General features: G+C 67.5%; 12 protein-coding genes. 7 read left to right on the top strand and 5 right to left on the bottom strand.

Translation table 11 applies throughout. The annotated features are described in order from the left end of the window. Positions 1–88 precede the first annotated feature (88 nt). From ACUDCK_RS19260 to ACUDCK_RS19270, 3 genes are read right to left on the bottom strand one after another with little or no spacing between them, the layout of a single operon-like run. Positions 89–1,024 carry a BKACE family enzyme gene (locus ACUDCK_RS19260; RefSeq protein WP_054417316.1) on the bottom strand — a complete coding sequence of 312 codons (936 nt, stop codon included), beginning with the start codon at positions 1,022–1,024 and terminating at the stop codon, positions 89–91. Further along, complete coding sequence (locus tag ACUDCK_RS19265; protein ID WP_047991388.1) at positions 1,017–1,979, bottom strand: 3-hydroxyacyl-CoA dehydrogenase; 963 nt, start codon at positions 1,977–1,979, stop codon at positions 1,017–1,019. The genes ACUDCK_RS19260 and ACUDCK_RS19265 overlap by 8 nt, the downstream gene beginning before the upstream one ends. Then, entirely contained in the window at positions 1,979–2,761 is a 783-nt protein-coding gene (locus ACUDCK_RS19270) for an SDR family oxidoreductase (protein ID WP_026383327.1), read from the bottom strand. Before ACUDCK_RS19270 ends, ACUDCK_RS19265 begins: the two co-directional genes overlap by 1 nt. Positions 2,762–3,141: 380 nt before the next feature. Here ACUDCK_RS19270 and ACUDCK_RS19275 point away from each other — a divergent pair, with 380 nt between their 5' ends. The 6 genes from ACUDCK_RS19275 to ACUDCK_RS19300 all read left to right on the top strand — a co-directional run bounded on the left by ACUDCK_RS19275 (position 3,142) and on the right by ACUDCK_RS19300 (position 9,589). Beyond that, positions 3,142–4,293 (top strand): ABC transporter substrate-binding protein, encoded by a 1,152-nt coding sequence (locus tag ACUDCK_RS19275; RefSeq protein WP_211485570.1) that lies wholly within the window; start codon positions 3,142–3,144, stop codon positions 4,291–4,293. Positions 4,294–4,442: 149 nt separating this feature from the next. Beyond that, positions 4,443–5,309 (top strand): branched-chain amino acid ABC transporter permease, encoded by an 867-nt coding sequence (locus ACUDCK_RS19280; protein WP_006387153.1) that lies wholly within the window; start codon positions 4,443–4,445, stop codon positions 5,307–5,309. Between the two features lie 22 nt (positions 5,310–5,331). Next, positions 5,332–7,113 (top strand): branched-chain amino acid ABC transporter ATP-binding protein/permease, encoded by a 1,782-nt coding sequence (locus ACUDCK_RS19285; RefSeq protein ID WP_175166643.1) that lies wholly within the window; start codon positions 5,332–5,334, stop codon positions 7,111–7,113. Further along, the gene (locus tag ACUDCK_RS19290; protein ID WP_049073023.1) at positions 7,106–7,810 is read left to right on the top strand and encodes an ABC transporter ATP-binding protein; all 705 of its coding nucleotides are present in this window, start codon (positions 7,106–7,108) and stop codon (positions 7,808–7,810) included. Before ACUDCK_RS19285 ends, ACUDCK_RS19290 begins: the two co-directional genes overlap by 8 nt. A gap of 19 nt (positions 7,811–7,829) precedes the next feature. Further along, positions 7,830–8,825: an NAD(P)H-quinone oxidoreductase gene (locus ACUDCK_RS19295; protein WP_175166642.1), complete on the top strand. Its 996-nt coding sequence runs from the start codon at positions 7,830–7,832 to the stop codon at positions 8,823–8,825. Further along, positions 8,822–9,589 (top strand): SDR family oxidoreductase, encoded by a 768-nt coding sequence (locus tag ACUDCK_RS19300; protein WP_175166641.1) that lies wholly within the window; start codon positions 8,822–8,824, stop codon positions 9,587–9,589. Before ACUDCK_RS19295 ends, ACUDCK_RS19300 begins: the two co-directional genes overlap by 4 nt. A 61-nt stretch (positions 9,590–9,650) precedes the next feature. Here ACUDCK_RS19300 and ACUDCK_RS19305 read toward each other — a convergent pair whose 3' ends face one another. Together ACUDCK_RS19305 and ACUDCK_RS19310 are read right to left on the bottom strand one after the other, a co-directional pair. Beyond that, entirely contained in the window at positions 9,651–11,852 is a 2,202-nt protein-coding gene (locus ACUDCK_RS19305) for a TonB-dependent receptor (protein ID WP_054503012.1), read from the bottom strand. Positions 11,853–12,141: 289 nt separating this feature from the next. Further along, complete coding sequence (locus ACUDCK_RS19310) at positions 12,142–13,113, bottom strand: pirin family protein (RefSeq protein WP_064524309.1); 972 nt, start codon at positions 13,111–13,113, stop codon at positions 12,142–12,144. A gap of 118 nt (positions 13,114–13,231) precedes the next feature. Between ACUDCK_RS19310 and ACUDCK_RS19315 the strand changes: the two genes are divergently transcribed. Next, positions 13,232–14,140 carry a LysR substrate-binding domain-containing protein gene (locus tag ACUDCK_RS19315; protein ID WP_054503014.1) on the top strand — a complete coding sequence of 303 codons (909 nt, stop codon included), beginning with the start codon at positions 13,232–13,234 and terminating at the stop codon, positions 14,138–14,140. The last annotated feature ends 335 nt before the right edge of the window (positions 14,141–14,475 follow it).

Genomic DNA, 14,475 nt, shown 5'->3' on the forward strand with positions numbered 1-14,475 from the left:
CGCGACCCGCATCCGGCGGGCCGCGCGCCGCGCCATCGGCGGGGGCATCAATCCGGCGGCCGCGCGCACGCCCTTGCCCGGCCTGGCGTCAGAAAGCCACGTTGTCGCCGCCCTTCAGGCCCAGCTTGGCGCGGGTATCGGCGGGCGTGGCCACTTCCAGGTTGAGCGCCTCCAGGATGGTGCGGATGCGCTCGACCTGCGAGCGGTTCGACTCGGCCAGTTGGCCCGGCCCGATCCACAGCGAATCCTCCAGCCCCACCCGCACGTTCGAACCCATGGCCGCGCCGATGGTGGCCAGCGGCATCTGGTTGCGGCCGGCGCCCAGGATCGACCATTCGTATTCATTGCCGAACAGGCGGTCGGCGGTGCGCTTCATGTGCATCAGGTCTTCGGGGTGCGGGCCAATGCCGCCCAGGATGCCGAACACAGACTGGATGAACGGCGGCGACTTCACCAGGCCGCGGTCGACGAAATGCGCCAGGTTGTACAGGTGGCTGATGTCGTAGCACTCGAACTCGAAGCGGGTGCCGTTGGCGTTGCCCAGCTCCAGGATCGATTCGATGTCCTGGTAGGTGTTGCGGAAGATCAGCGAACGGCTGTTCTCCAGGTGCTCGCGCTCCCACTCATGCTTGAAGTCCTGGAAGCGGCCCAGCATCGGGAACAGGCCGAAGTTCATCGAGCCCATGTTCAGCGACGCCAGCTCCGGCTTGAAGGTGGTGGCCGGCCGCATGCGTTCCTGCACCGTCATGTGCGGACTGCCGCCGGTGGTGATGTTGATGATGGCGTCGGTCTCGGCCTTGATGCGCTTGAGGAACGGCTCGAACAGCGCCGGGTCCTGCGACGGCTTGCCGGTTTCCGGGTCGCGCGCGTGCAGGTGCAGCACGGCGGCGCCGGCGCGGGCCGCGCCGATGGCGGCCTCGGCGATCTCGTCGGCCGTCACCGGCAGGTGCGGCGACATGCTGGGGGTATGGATGGCGCCCGTCACGGCGCAGGTGATCACGACCTTCTGTTTCGGCTTAGCCATTTTCGTCTCCGTTGTCTTGCTGTTGCTTGTGGCGCATCAGGCGCATCAGTTGTTCGTCGCGCCAGTAGCGGCGCGCCGTCAGGTCTTCGGCGGGCAGCAGGCCGCGCCGCTCGGCCGCCAGGGCCTCGACCAGCGCGCCGTCCCAGGGCACGGGTTCGCGCTGGCTGGCGCCGATGGATTGGTACAGCCCGCCGTAGCGCGCGCAGTAGTCGGCAAGGCCGCCGGGCGCGTTCAGGTCGATGGTCTCGAACGGCCCCATGAACGACCAGCGCAGGCCCAGGCCGTCCTTGACCGTGGTATCGATGTCCTCGGCGCTGGCGATGCCGGCGGCGGCCAGGCGGAAGGCCTCGTGCAGCAGCGCGCCCTGCAGGCGGTTGAGGATGAAGCCCTCGATCTCGCGCCGCATCGTCACCGGCTTCTGGCCGATGTCCAGCATGATGTCGCGCGCCGCCTGCATGGCGGCCTCGCTGGTCCAGGGCGCCGGGCACAGCTCCACCACCGGGATCAGGTACGGCGGATTGACCGGATGCGCCACCAGGCAGCGCGCCCGGCCGGGCAGGCCTTCGGTGAATTCGCTGGCGGGAATGCTGGACGTGGAACTGCCGATGATGGCGTCGGGATCGGCCGCCGCGTCCAGTCGCGCGAACAGCTCGCGCTTCAGATCCCGCCGCTCGGGCGAGTTCTCCTGGATGTAGCGGGCGCCGGCCAGCGCCTCGGGCAGGCTGGCCGCCACTTCGATGCGGGCGGCGGCCGCCGCCGCGTCGCGCAGCAGGCCGTGCGCCTGCAATGCATCGAGCTGGCGCCGGATCAGCGCGCCGGCCTCGGCCAGCATGGCGGCGTCGACGTCGTACAGCCGCACCTGCCAGCCCTGGCGCGCGAACACGATGGCCCAGGCCTGGCCGATCAGGCCGGTGCCGATGATGGCGGCGCGGCGCCGCCGCGGATCGGCCGCCATCAGTAGAGCTTCTGCGTGAAGCCGTCCACCACGATGGCCTGCCCCGTGACGCTGCGGGCGGCCTCGCTGGCGTTGAACAGCACCATGTTGGCGATGTCGCGCGCCGTGACCATGCGGCCCAGCGCCGCCTGGTTCTCGTAGAGCGCGGCGATTTCCTCGACCGGCTTGTCCAGCGTCCTGGCCTTGGCCTCGATCACGGCGCGGATGCGCGGGCCTTCGACCGCGCCCGGCAGGATGGCGTTGACGCGGATGCCGTGGCCGCCCAGCTCGATCGCCAGCGACTTGGTGAAGCCGATCACCGCCCACTTCGAGGCCGAATAGACCGAGCGCCCGGCAAAGCCCAGGTGGCCCGCGGCCGACGACAGGTTGATCATGACGCCGGCGCGCGACTGCTTGAGCAGCGGGATGGCCTGGCGCGCGCACAGGAACTGGCCGGTGATGTTGACCGCCAGGGTGCGGTCCCAGTCGGCCTTGGACAAGGTCTCGACGAAACCCGTGGGGCCGGCCACGCCGGCGTTGTTGACCAGGATGTCCAGGCCGCCCAACTGCTGGCGCACGGCATCGAACAGGGCGGCCACGCTGTCTTCATCCGACACGTCGGCATGCACCGCGCGCACGCCGGGCAACTCGGCCGGCAGCGCGGCCAGCCGCTCGCGGTTGACGTCGCACACCAGCACCGACGCCCCCGCGCGGTGGAACACCTGCGCCATTTCCAGGCCCAGTCCATCGGCGCCGGCGGTGATGAGTACCTTTTTTCCGGCGAAATCCACTTCCTCGAACATGCTCTTTGTCTCCTGGATTCTTATGCTCAAACGCCTTTCGATCATATAGGATATATGATTCAAAGGGGAACTTTCTTGCCAGCAAAGCAGCCATGAAAAGGTCTGTGAAACAGCGCCCGGACAGCGGAATTTGATCTGCCGTGCAGGCAAAAACTGCCCGCAAACGCTTTATTCATGCGGCTTGATGGAAATCCCCGATTCAGCCGGCCAAGTCCGGCACTAGAATCCAGGACGAGGTTCTCACACCCCGCCGGCGCATATATCATATATTCAAAAACAGACGGACGACTCAGACAACAGTCCGCATCCAAACCCACAAAGGAGCGTAGACAGTGTTCAAGATCAAACAATTCGCCATCGCGCTGGGCCTGTGCGGCGTCATGGCCAGCGGCACCGCGGCGGCCGACATCAAGGTGGGCGCCCTCTTCCCGTTCAGCGGCGCGCTGGCGTTGCTGGGGCAGGAGAGCTATCGCGGCCTGGAGCTGGCCGTCAACGAAATCAATGCCGCCGGCGGGATCAACGGCGAGAAGATCCAGATCATCAAGGCCGACGCGGTCGACCCGACCCAGGCGGTGTCCGAGACCAAGCGATTGATCTCATCGAACGTGGTCGGCGTGTTCGGCAGCTACGCCTCGGGCATCTCGTACGCGGCCTCGCCCGTGACCGAGCTGGCCGGCGTGCCCTACTTCGAGCTGGGCGCCACCGCCCACAAGATCACCACGCGCGGCTACAAGTACCTGTTCCGCAGCAACCCCAACACCGCGCTGTACGGCGTGTCGGTGGTCAACGCGCTGCACGACATCATCGGGCCGGGCATGGGCCTGAACCCGAAGGAAGTGCGCATCGGCATCATCCACGAGGACGGCCCCTACGGCACCGACGTGGCCGCCACCGAGAAAAAGCGCGCCCAGGAACTGGGCTACACCGTGGCCGAGGTGCTGCCCTATTCGGCCAAGACGGTCGACCTGTCCTCGCTGATCCTGCGCCTGAAGGGCGCCAAGGTCGACGTGGTGCTGCAGACCGCCTACCAGAACGACGCCATCCTGTACTTCAGCCAGGCGCGCGCCGCCGGCTTCAAGCCCAAGGTGGTGATCGGCGCCGGCGGCGGCTATTCGCTGGCCGACACCGCCAAGGCCGTGGGCGCCGACATGAACGGCGTGTTCGACCTGGACTTCCCGCAGGCGTCCATCAATCCGGCCGGCGCGCCCGGCCTGGACAAGTTCCTGGAAGCCTACAAGACCACCTACAAGAGCGACCCGCAGTCCGGCCACAGCCTGACCAACTATGTCGGCGCCAAGGCCTTCTTCGAAGCCATCGCCAACGCCAAGTCGACCGACAAGGACAAGATCCGCGCGGCCGTGCTGGCGTACAAGAAGCCGGCCGGCCAGACCGCCAACGGCTGGGCCTTCGACTTCGGCGAGGACGGCCAGAACAACGCCTCGACCTTCTACGTGATGCAGTGGCAGGATGGCAAGCTGGTCACCATCGCGCCTGACAACCTCGCGCTGGGCAAGCCCGTCTTCAAGAAATAGAACGCCGGGGCCGCCATCGGGCAGGCCCGGCACGGCAAGCCAGCAAACCGGACGCTCGGGGGCGTCCGGCGTTTCACTGGGGCCCGCGGCCCCGGCCCCGCCGGCGACGGCGCGCGGCCGGGACGCGCCCCGTTCCAAGAGGTTGCACCATGGATATCTTCATTCAACTGGTCATCAACGGCCTGTTGCTGGGCGGCGCCTACACCATCATCAGCCTGGGGCTGACGCTGATCTTCGGCGTGGTCCGCGTCGTCAACTTCGCGCATGGCGAATTCCTGATGATCGGCATGTACGCGGTCTACCTGATCGCGGCGCAGTTCGGCGTGCACCCGTACATCGGCCTGGTGCCGGTGGCGGTCATCCTGTTCGCGCTGGGCGCGCTGACGCAGAAGGGCATCATCCAGCCGCTGCTCAACGCCGATCAGCACATCCAGATCTTCGCCACGGTGGGCGTGTCCACCATCCTGCTGAACCTGGCGCTGGTGATCTTCGGCGCCAACGTGTTCCGCGCCCCGGTGCAACTGGGCACCAGCACCCTGGACGTCGGCAACTACTCCATGGTCACCGGCCAGTTGGTGACCTTCGTGGTCGGCCTGAGCCTGGCCGTGCTGCTGCACCTGTTCATGCACCGCACCTACCTGGGCCGCGCGCTGCGGGCGGTGGCGCAGCACCGCTACGCCGCCACGCTGATGGGGGTGAACGTCAACAACGTCTACGCCATCGCCTTCGGCCTGGGCACCGCCTTCGTCGGCATCGCCGCGGGCCTCCTGGCGCCTCAGTATCCGGTGTTCCCGACAGTAGGCACGTACTTCGTGCTGACCGCCTTCGTGATCGTGGTGCTGGGCGGCCTGGGCAGCCTGTACGGCGCGGTGGCCGGGTCCATGATCATCGGCATCGTCGATACGCTGGCCGGCTATTACATCGCCCCCGACCTCAAAGAGGTCGTCTATTTCGGGATCTTCCTCTTGATCCTTGTCCTGCGTCCGACCGGCCTGTTCGGCGTCGGCACAGAGTGATCAGAGCCACAAGGAGCGAGACGTGTTTCCCGACTTTCGAAGCCCCAAAGCCTACGTCAGCCTGATTCTGCTGATCGTCATGTTCATCGTGCCCGTCGTCACGGGCACGCCGTTCTGGACCAACCTGTTCGTCCTGCTGTTCGTCTTTTCCGCGCTGTCGGTGGCCTGGAACATCGTCGGCGGCTACGCCGGCCAGTTGTCGCTGGGCCACGCGGTGTTCTACGGCATCGGCGGCTACACCGCCACCCTGCTGACGCAGAACTTCGGCATCTCGCCGTGGTTCGGCATGCTGGCGGGCGCGGCCATCTCGGCGGCCGTGGCCATCATCATCAGCTATCCCACGCTGCGGCTGCGCGGGCCGTTCTTCGCGCTGGCCACCATCGCCATCCTGGAAGTGGTGCGGCTGCTGGTGATCCACGAGGAAAGCTGGACCGGCGGCTCCAGCGGCATCAGCCTGCCGCTGAACATCGGCTGGGGCTGGATCGTGTTCCGCGAGAAGATCAACTACGTGATCATCGCCTTCGGCCTGTTCCTGCTGGTGACCTGGGTCTCGTGGTACATCCGCAAGTCGCGCATCGGCCATTACCTGATCGCCATCCGCGAACGCGAGGACGCGGCGCTGGCCGTGGGCATCCACACGGTGCGCGTCAAGATCATCGCCGCGGTGGTGTCGGCCATGCTGACCAGCATCATCGGCACCTTCCACATCACTTACCTGACCTTCGTCGATCCCAGCTCGGCCTTCTCGCTGGAATTGTCGGTGCAGGTGGCGATGTTCGCGCTGATCGGCGGCCTGGGCACGGTGGCCGGCCCCATCGCCGGCACCTTCCTGGTGCTGCCGATCGCCGAGCTGGCGCGCGGCTGGCTGTCCAGCGTGGGCAACGGCATGCACGGGCTGATCTACGGCCTGATCCTGGTGGCGGTGGTGCTGACCATCCCGCGCGGCCTGGCCGGCGCCTTCGGTCCGGCCATCGAGCGCGCCCTGGCGCGCCTACCCTACCTGGGCACGCCGCGCGCCCGGCGCCAACTGGTCGAACCGGCCCGTCCGACCGACGCGGCGCGGTGCGAGCAGCCGGTGCTCAAGGCCGAGAACCTGTTCAAGAGCTTTGGCGGCCTGCGCGCCACCAACGACGTGTCGCTGACGCTGAACCAGTACGAGATCCTGGGCATGATCGGCCCCAACGGCGCCGGCAAGACCACGGTATTCAACCTGCTGTCCGGCTTCCTGTCGCCCGACAAGGGCGCGGTGTCGATGGTCGACGCCAAGGGCAACTGGGTCTCGTGCAGCACGCCGGACGAGTTCGCGCACCAGGGCCTGGGCCGCACCTTCCAGATCGCCAAGCCGTTCACCGGCCTGACGGTATTGGAGAACATCATGCTGGGCGCCTTCATCCGCACCGCCGACCGCGAGGAGGCCGAGCAGATCGCGCTCAAGGTGGCCGAGGAAACCGACCTGCTCAAGTACCTGAACACCGAGGCCCGCAGCCTGACGGTGGGCGGCATGAAGCGGCTGGAGATCGCCCGCGCGCTGGCGATCCGGCCGCGCATCCTGCTGCTGGACGAGGTGATGGCGGGGCTGAACCCCACCGACATCGAGAAGTCGATCAAGATGATCCGCCGCATCCGCGATTCGGGCGTGTCGGTGCTGCTGATCGAGCACATGATGCAGGCCACCATGGCGCTGTCTGACCGCATCATCGTGCTGAACGAAGGCGCGGTGCTGGTGAGCGGCGCCCCCAAGGACGTGGTCGAGAACCCCGCCGTCATCGAGGCCTATTTGGGCAAGGAGTACCAGGATGCTTAAGGTTTCGGATCTGTCGTCGGGCTACGGCAAGAGCCAGGTGCTCAACGGCCTGAACTTCGAGGTCAATGCCGGCGAGATCGTGACGCTGATCGGCGCCAACGGCGCCGGCAAGACCACCACCCTGAAGACGCTGTGCGGCGTGGTTCCCGCCACCGCCGGCCGGGTCGAGTTCGAGGGCCGCGACCTGACCAACCGCACGCCCTACGACATCGTCGACGCCGGGATCACCATGATTCCCGAAGGCCGCCAGTTGTTCCCGCACTTCACGGTGCGCGACAACCTGCTGATGGGCTCGTACAAGCGCGCCGCCCGCCCCATCGTGCAGCGCAAGCTGGAGGAAGTGCTGCGGATCTTCCCGCGGGTGCGCGAGCGCCTGGGGCAGTACGCCGGCTCGCTGTCCGGCGGCGAGCAGCAGATGGTGGCGATCGCGCGCGGCATGATGGCCGACCCCAAGCTGCTGGTGTTCGACGAGCCCTCGCTGGGCCTGTCGCCGCTGCTGGTGCAGCAGATGTTCGACATCATCCGCGACGTCACCTCCCACGGCGTCACGGTGCTGCTGGTGGAGCAGAACGTGTTCCGCACGCTGCGCCTGGCCGACCGCGGCTACGTGCTGGAGAACGGCGCCATCGTGCGCACGGGCACCGGCGCCGAGCTGCTGGCCGATCCCCATGTCAAGAAGGCCTATCTGGGCCACTGAAATCCGAAGGACCGCATTCATGTCTCTACGCTGCACATTCATCGACCACGGCACCGGCGGCGCGCCCGATTGCCTGCGCCTGGCCGAACGCGAGATGGCCGCGCCCGCCGGCCGCCAGGTGCTGATCGAGGTGGCCTACGCCGGCGTCAACCGCCCCGACGTGCTGCAACGCTCCGGCTCGTATCCGCCGCCGCCCGGCGCCTCGCCCTACCTGGGACTGGAGGTCGCGGGCACCATCGTTGCCGTCGGTCCCGACGCCACGCGCTGGCAGGTCGGCGACCGGGTCTGCGCGCTGACGCCCGGCGGCGGCTACGCGCAATACTGCCTGGCCGACGAGCGTCACTGCCTACCGGTGCCGCGCGGCCTGGACCTGCTGTCCGCCGCCGCCATCCCGGAGAACTACTTCACCGTCTGGACCAACGTGTTCGAACGCGCCCGCCTCGCGGCTGGCGAGAAGTTCCTGGTGCACGGCGGCTCCAGCGGCATCGGCCTGACCGCGATCCAACTGGCGCGCGCCTTCGGCGCCGAGGTCTGGACCACGGTGGGCAACCAGGAGAAGGCCGAGGCCTGCCTGAAGGCCGGCGCGCAGCACGCGCTGATCTACCGCGACACCGACTTCGAGGCGGAGGTCCGCCAGGCCACCGGCGGCCAGGGCGTGGACGTGATCCTCGACATGGTCGGCGGCGCCTACATCAACAAGAATCTCCGCCTGCTGGCGGTGAATGGCCGGCTGGTGCAGATCGCCTTCCTGGAAGGCAGCAAGGCCGAAATCGACGCCCTGCCCATCATGACCAAGCGACTGTCGTTCACCGGCTCCACCCTGCGGCCGCGTTCGGACGACGACAAGGGCGCCATCGCCCAGGCGCTGGCCGACAAGGTGCTGCCGCTGATGGAACAGGGGCGCTGCCTGCCGCTGATCCACCAGGTGTTCCCGCTGGAAGAAGCGGCCCAGGCCCACGCGCTGATGGAAAGCAGCCGGCACATCGGCAAGATCATGTTGAAGGTGCGGGCATGAGCGCGCGCTTCCAGGATCAGGTCATCATCGTCACAGGCGCCGTCGGCGGCATCGGTTCGGCCATCGTCGAGGGCTTCCTGGCCGAAGGCGGCAAGGTCGGGCTGATCGACTTCAATTCGCAGGGCGGCCAGGCCTACGAGAAGGAATTGAAAAAGCGCGGCCATGCCGTGAGCTTCGTGCACGCCGATGTCTCGCACTTCGACCAGTGCCAGGCTGCGTATGACCGCATCACCCGCGACCTCGGCCCCGCCACCATCCTGGTCAACAACGTCGGCATCTCGCCCAAGACCCACGGCCGCGCGCTGAAGGTGTGGGAGATGACGCCGGGCGAATGGGACAAGGTGGTGGCGGTCAACCTGAACAGCGTGTTCTACATGACCCACCTGGCCACGCCGCACATGGTGCGCCAGCGCCAGGGGCGCGTGATCAACATGTCGTCGGTGGCGGGCAAGGCCTATTGCGACATCGTCGCCGCGCACTACGCCGCCACCAAGGCGGCGCTGCTGGGCCTGACGCGCCACTGGGCCGCGGAACTGGGCGAGCACGACGTCACCGTCAACGGCCTGGCGCCGGGGCGCATCAGCACGCCGCTGCTGAAAAGCGTGCCCAAGGAGATCAACGACGCCGTGGCCGAGGTCACCGCGCTGCGCCGGCTCGGCACGCCCGAGGAAGTGGCCGACGCCTGCCTGTTCTTCGCCTCGGACCAGGCGCGGTTCGTGACCGGGCAGGTGCTGGACGTGGCGGGCGGCTGGTTGATGACCTAGACCGCCGGGACGTTGCCTTTCTTGGCCTGCGCGGCGCCCGCCTGGCGGCGGGCATCCGCGCTCAGAAGTCCATGCTGGCGCTCAGCGAGAAGGTGCGCGGGCCGCCCAGCACCAGGTAACCGTTGCCCGGGTAGCCGCCCACCGACGACCAGTAGTTGCGGTTGGCGATGTTCTCGACGCGGGCGCGCAGCGTCACCACGTGGCCGTCCACGTCCATCATGTAGCGCAGGCCGGCATCGAAGCGGGTCCAGCCGGGCACCTTGAGGGTGTTGGCATCGTCCGCATAGGAGGCGCCGGTGTAGACCACGCGGCCGTCCACGGCCAGGCCCTGCACGCCGGGGATGTCCCATTCCGCGCCCAGGTTGGCCTGGAAGCGCGGCACGCCGATGACGCGGTTGCCGTCGATGGCGCTGTTGCCGGTGGAACGCTGCTTGGCGTCCAGGAAGGTCAGGCCGCCCAGCACGCGCACGCGGTCGATCGGCTCGCCGAACACGGTCAGCTCGATGCCCTGGTGGCGGTCCTTGCCGGAGGCGGTGAACCGATTGGACGCGTCATAGGCCGCGCGCGGCTTGTCGGTGGAGAACAGCGCCAGGCCCGCGCCCAGGCCGCCGCCGTCGTACTTGACGCCGATTTCCTTTTGCTTGGAAACGTAAGGCTGCAGGCTCTCGCCGCCGTTGGGCACGGGCTTGTCATTTGCCCTAAGCGGAGCGGTACCGCCGGCCACCAGGGCTTCGATGTAGTTGGCATACAACGACACGCTCGGCGCCACCTTGAAGACAATGCCGGCGGCCGGCGAGTTGTGGCTGGCGTCGTAGGAGCCCTGCTCCTTGCCGGTGTTGTAGGCATAGCTGCGCGAGGACAGGCGCTGGTGGCGAATGCCCAGCGTCAGCAGCACCTTGTCGTCCAGGAATGACAACGTGTCGCCGAGTGCATAGCTGCTGAGCCGCGTACGCGCCTGAAGAGCAGGATCGTCAATATCATTGCCCCGCGACGCTCCCGCGCTGAAAGCCGGTTTGTCATATGACTGTGGATCGTAGATATTGGTCGGAAACTTGTTCCCTGCATCCATGATGTAGGCATTCTTCGTTTTCAAGTCGAAGAAGGACGCCGACACCACGAATTCATGCCCCACGGGTCCCGTCCGAACCTTGGCACGCAGCCCCAACTCACCCGTATTGACGTTGTCCTTGCGGGTGTTGTCAAAGCGATAGAAATTGCTGGCGCCCGAATAGGCATTGGTCAGATTGATGTTGCCCAGCGAATTCGCCTCATCGCTACGGCGCATACCAAAGGCGGCCCAGCCGGTAAGCTTGTCGCTGAAATCGTGCTCTGCGCGAATCGTCCCGAAGACATCGCGTTCATTGGAGTACGACCACGGCTGCGCGTAATTGGAACTGGCATCAGGCGCATCGGGCACATGGTCCTTCAGGCCCACAACACTAATGTTCGGCCGCGCGCGCTTGAGCTTGTTCTCCTGCCAGCCGATATCCGCCGACAACCGCGTGTCGGCCGAGCGCCAGTCCAGGCCCAACGACACCAGGCTGGTGCGGGAATGTTCGTCATCGATGCCGGTGTCGCCGCTGCGGTTGGCGACGTTCAGGCGGATACCGGTGCTGTCGTCCGGCCCGAAACGGCGCGCGATGTCGGTCGACACGGAGAACTGGCCGCCGCTGGACACGCCGGTGGTGAAGCGGGTGAGCGGCTCGTTGGGCGCGCGCTTGGGCACCAGGTTGATGACGCCGCCGATGCCGCCGCCGCTGGGCGCCGCCCCCGTCAGGAAGGCCGACGCGCCGCGCAGCACTTCGACGCGCTCGAACAGTTCGGTGGCGATGTACTGGCGCGGCAGCAGGCTGTACAGGCCGTTGTAGGCCACGTCATCCGAACTGAGGATGAAGCCGCGGATGAAGTACGACTCCTGGAAATTGCCGAAGCCGCGCGCCACGCGCACGCCCGGATCGTTCTGCAGCACGTCGCCGACGCTGCGCGCCTGCTTGTCCTGGATCAGCTCGTTGGTGTAGCTGGTGATGCTGAACGGCGTGCTCATGATGTCCTGCGTGCCCAGCACGCCGACGCGGCCGCCGCGGGCCACCTGGCCGCCCGCGTAGGGCTGGGCCAGGCCGCCGGCCGAAGCGTCGGCGCTGGCCTCGACCTTGATTGCCTCCATCGAGACGACGGAGCCGTCGGCGGCGGGCGCGGCGGATTGGGCATGGAGGGCGGTGTACGGCAGGGCCGCAACCACGCACGCAAGAGTTCGTATTTTCATATCGGGAATCGGTAGGCGGGCGCTTCGCAGGAAGCAGGGATCGCAACAATCCCGATGAGGGTCACGCGGGGTAACGGCTTGCCATTCGAACTGCCGCAAAGCCGGCCATGCCGGTCTTGTGGAGCCCGTTCACCAAGGGAGATTGAGATCGTGCGAGGTCGATTCTATATAAAACGAAATCATTCTCATTGCGTCCCTTAATATGGACGACAGCTTTGTTGCTCGCTTACAACGATTAGTTTCCGATGGTTGTCCGCGACGCCGGCTTGCGCCCAGCCCGCGGGGCTCGTCAACCCGGCAGGTCCGCCGGGTCGCGCAGTCGGCCGAATTCCCCGGCTTCGTAGGCCGCCATGGTCTGTCCCAGGGCCCGCGCGTCCGCCATGACGAACGGCCCGCGCTGGATCACGGGCTCGTCGATGGCCCGCCCCGCCACCAGGAGGAAATGAACCGGCGCTCCGGCCGCCAGCAGTTGCAGCAGCCCATCGCGATCCGCCGTGGCCGTCAGCGCCGCCCCCGGCGGCAGGATGGCGAAGTCGGGATCGGGGGTGCGCCTGTCCGCCACCGCCCCCCGGCCGCGCGGCCGGAACGGCGCCATCGGGCGCGTCCCGAGATCCGCCGGCGGGCGCGCCGGCGCCGTGATCTGGTGGCGGGCCCGCACTCCCAGTTCGCCGTGGACCGCGTATAGCCACGCGTTCCAGCCGGCCGGCAGCGTCACCAGCCGCGACGCCCCCGGGCGCAGCCAGCCATCCAGGATCAACAACGGCTCGGGGGTGGCCAGCGGCGCTTCCCAGCCATCGTAGCGGCCCGACACCACCCGCACGCGGCCGGCGTCGCCTTGCAGGACCGGCATCTCCCAGGCGCGCAGCAACGAGGCCTCGGGCGGCAGCGACTTGAGCCGCTGCGGCAGGTTGACGTACAACCGCACCCCGTTCAGGCGCGACTCTCCCACGGGCTGCTGATCGTGGATCACGCCGCGTCCGGCCACGGTCCAATGCAGGTCGCCGGCCCGGATCTCATGGTCGTTGTCCATGCTGTCGCGGCTGCGCAGGGCGCCGCGGCTGTCTTCCAGCAATAGCGTCACGGCCGACATGCCGGCGTGGGGGTGCGGCGCGAAGCTGGGGCCGGTCATGACGAAATGCTCCGCCAGCACCAGCGGCGACATGCCGCGAGGAAAATCGGGTTGGCGGAATTGCCGGAACGAACAGGCGTCGCCCGCGGGCTCGAACGGCTTGGCCACGGGCGGACTGAGGCGGATGGTCAAGGAGCTGCTGCCTGGATTTTTGGGTGGCGCAGAGCTTATGGGTTCCGCGTCCGGCACAGTAGACGCTAATTTCAGGAATAATTGTCCTGCGTTACAGGACAATTCCCCACCCTGGCCCATGCATTCCTATATCCATCATCTCGACGACCTGCTGCTTTTCACCGAGGTAGTGGAAAAAGGCGGTTTCTCCGCCGCCGCCCGCGTGCTCAATATGCAACGCTCCAAACTCAGCCGGCGCGTGGCCGAACTGGAGACGCGGCTGGGCCTGCGGTTGCTGCAACGCAACACCCGCCGCGTCTCGCTCACGCCCATGGGCGAGCAGATCTACGTGCATGCGCTGGCGATGGCGCGCGAGGCCCGCAGCGCCTTCGACCTGGCGGCGGCGATGGGCGACACGCCCAGCGGCCTGCTGCGCATGACCGCCCCCTCCGCCCTGGCCGTGTCCCTGCTGGGCGAATTGGTGTCGCGCTTCTGCCTGAAGCACCCCGGCGTGCGGGTATTGCTGGACACCCGCGACCAGATCATCGACCTGGTGGGCGAAGGCTATGACCTGGCCTTCCGCGCCCAGGGCGCCTCGCTCACGGATTCGAGGCTGGTGGCGCGCGAACTGGCGCCGGTGCCGCTGATCCTGGTGGCGGCTCCGGAGATGGCCCGGGCCGCGCCGCGCCATCCGCGCGAACTGAGCGCGTTGCCGCTGCTGGCCCACGCCACCCAGGACAGCCCGCAAAGCTGGCATTTCACCGGCACCGCGGGTGAAGCCGAGTCGATCGAATTCCGCCCCCGCTGCCTCAGCAGCAACCTCGCGGCGCTGCGCGAGATGGCGCGCGCCGGCCTGGGCGTGGCGCTGCTGCCCCACTATCTGTGCGCCGGCTCCCTGGCCAGGGGCGACCTGGCGCAACTGCTGCCCGCCTGGCGCGCCGCCCCGGCGCGCATCTATGCGGTCATGCCCGCCCGCCGCGGCGCGCCGCTGGCCCTGCGGCGTTTCCTGGATTTCGCCGCGGCGGAAATGCCGGCCTTGCTGGCCTGAGGCGCGGCGCCTGGATCACCAGCCCTTGCACCTGGAAGCGGTCGCGGAAATCTGCCTGGCGCATCACCCGTGCCACGGCCTCGCGCAGCCTGTCCACCTCGACCAGCGGCGTGCCGCGCGGCACGACCCCGCCTCCCGCCGCCATGCGCTTGTAGGACTTCTTTGTTAAAAAAAGGGGACTTGCAGGGACGACGCGGCTGCCGCACAGTAGGGGTTTGCGCGACCGCCGCGCAACCCGCAGGCCGGCGCGGGCGGGAACTTTGACGCGCCCTTCAAGTCTTATATAAGATATAAGACACAGACCGAACCCGCGCCGCTGTCGCCCGGAATGACAA

It is taken from the genome of Achromobacter sp. CF-sbj1-Ac2-l, assembly GCF_052698165.1.

What these genes read in the sequence shown, in the direction of transcription:
- ACUDCK_RS19260 (WP_054417316.1), bottom strand. Translation starts at nt 1,024, where the DNA reads ATGGCTAAGCCGAAACAGAAGGTCGTGATCACCTGCGCCGTGACGGGC.
- ACUDCK_RS19265 (WP_047991388.1), bottom strand. Translation starts at nt 1,979, where the DNA reads ATGGCGGCCGATCCGCGGCGGCGCCGCGCCGCCATCATCGGCACCGGC.
- ACUDCK_RS19270 (WP_026383327.1), bottom strand. Translation starts at nt 2,761, where the DNA reads ATGTTCGAGGAAGTGGATTTCGCCGGAAAAAAGGTACTCATCACCGCC.
- ACUDCK_RS19275 (WP_211485570.1), top strand. Translation starts at nt 3,142, where the DNA reads ATGGCCAGCGGCACCGCGGCGGCCGACATCAAGGTGGGCGCCCTCTTC.
- ACUDCK_RS19280 (WP_006387153.1), top strand. Translation starts at nt 4,443, where the DNA reads ATGGATATCTTCATTCAACTGGTCATCAACGGCCTGTTGCTGGGCGGC.
- ACUDCK_RS19290 (WP_049073023.1), top strand. Translation starts at nt 7,106, where the DNA reads ATGCTTAAGGTTTCGGATCTGTCGTCGGGCTACGGCAAGAGCCAGGTG.
- ACUDCK_RS19295 (WP_175166642.1), top strand. Translation starts at nt 7,830, where the DNA reads ATGTCTCTACGCTGCACATTCATCGACCACGGCACCGGCGGCGCGCCC.
- ACUDCK_RS19300 (WP_175166641.1), top strand. Translation starts at nt 8,822, where the DNA reads ATGAGCGCGCGCTTCCAGGATCAGGTCATCATCGTCACAGGCGCCGTC.
- ACUDCK_RS19305 (WP_054503012.1), bottom strand. Translation starts at nt 11,852, where the DNA reads ATGAAAATACGAACTCTTGCGTGCGTGGTTGCGGCCCTGCCGTACACC.
- ACUDCK_RS19315 (WP_054503014.1), top strand. Translation starts at nt 13,232, where the DNA reads ATGCATTCCTATATCCATCATCTCGACGACCTGCTGCTTTTCACCGAG.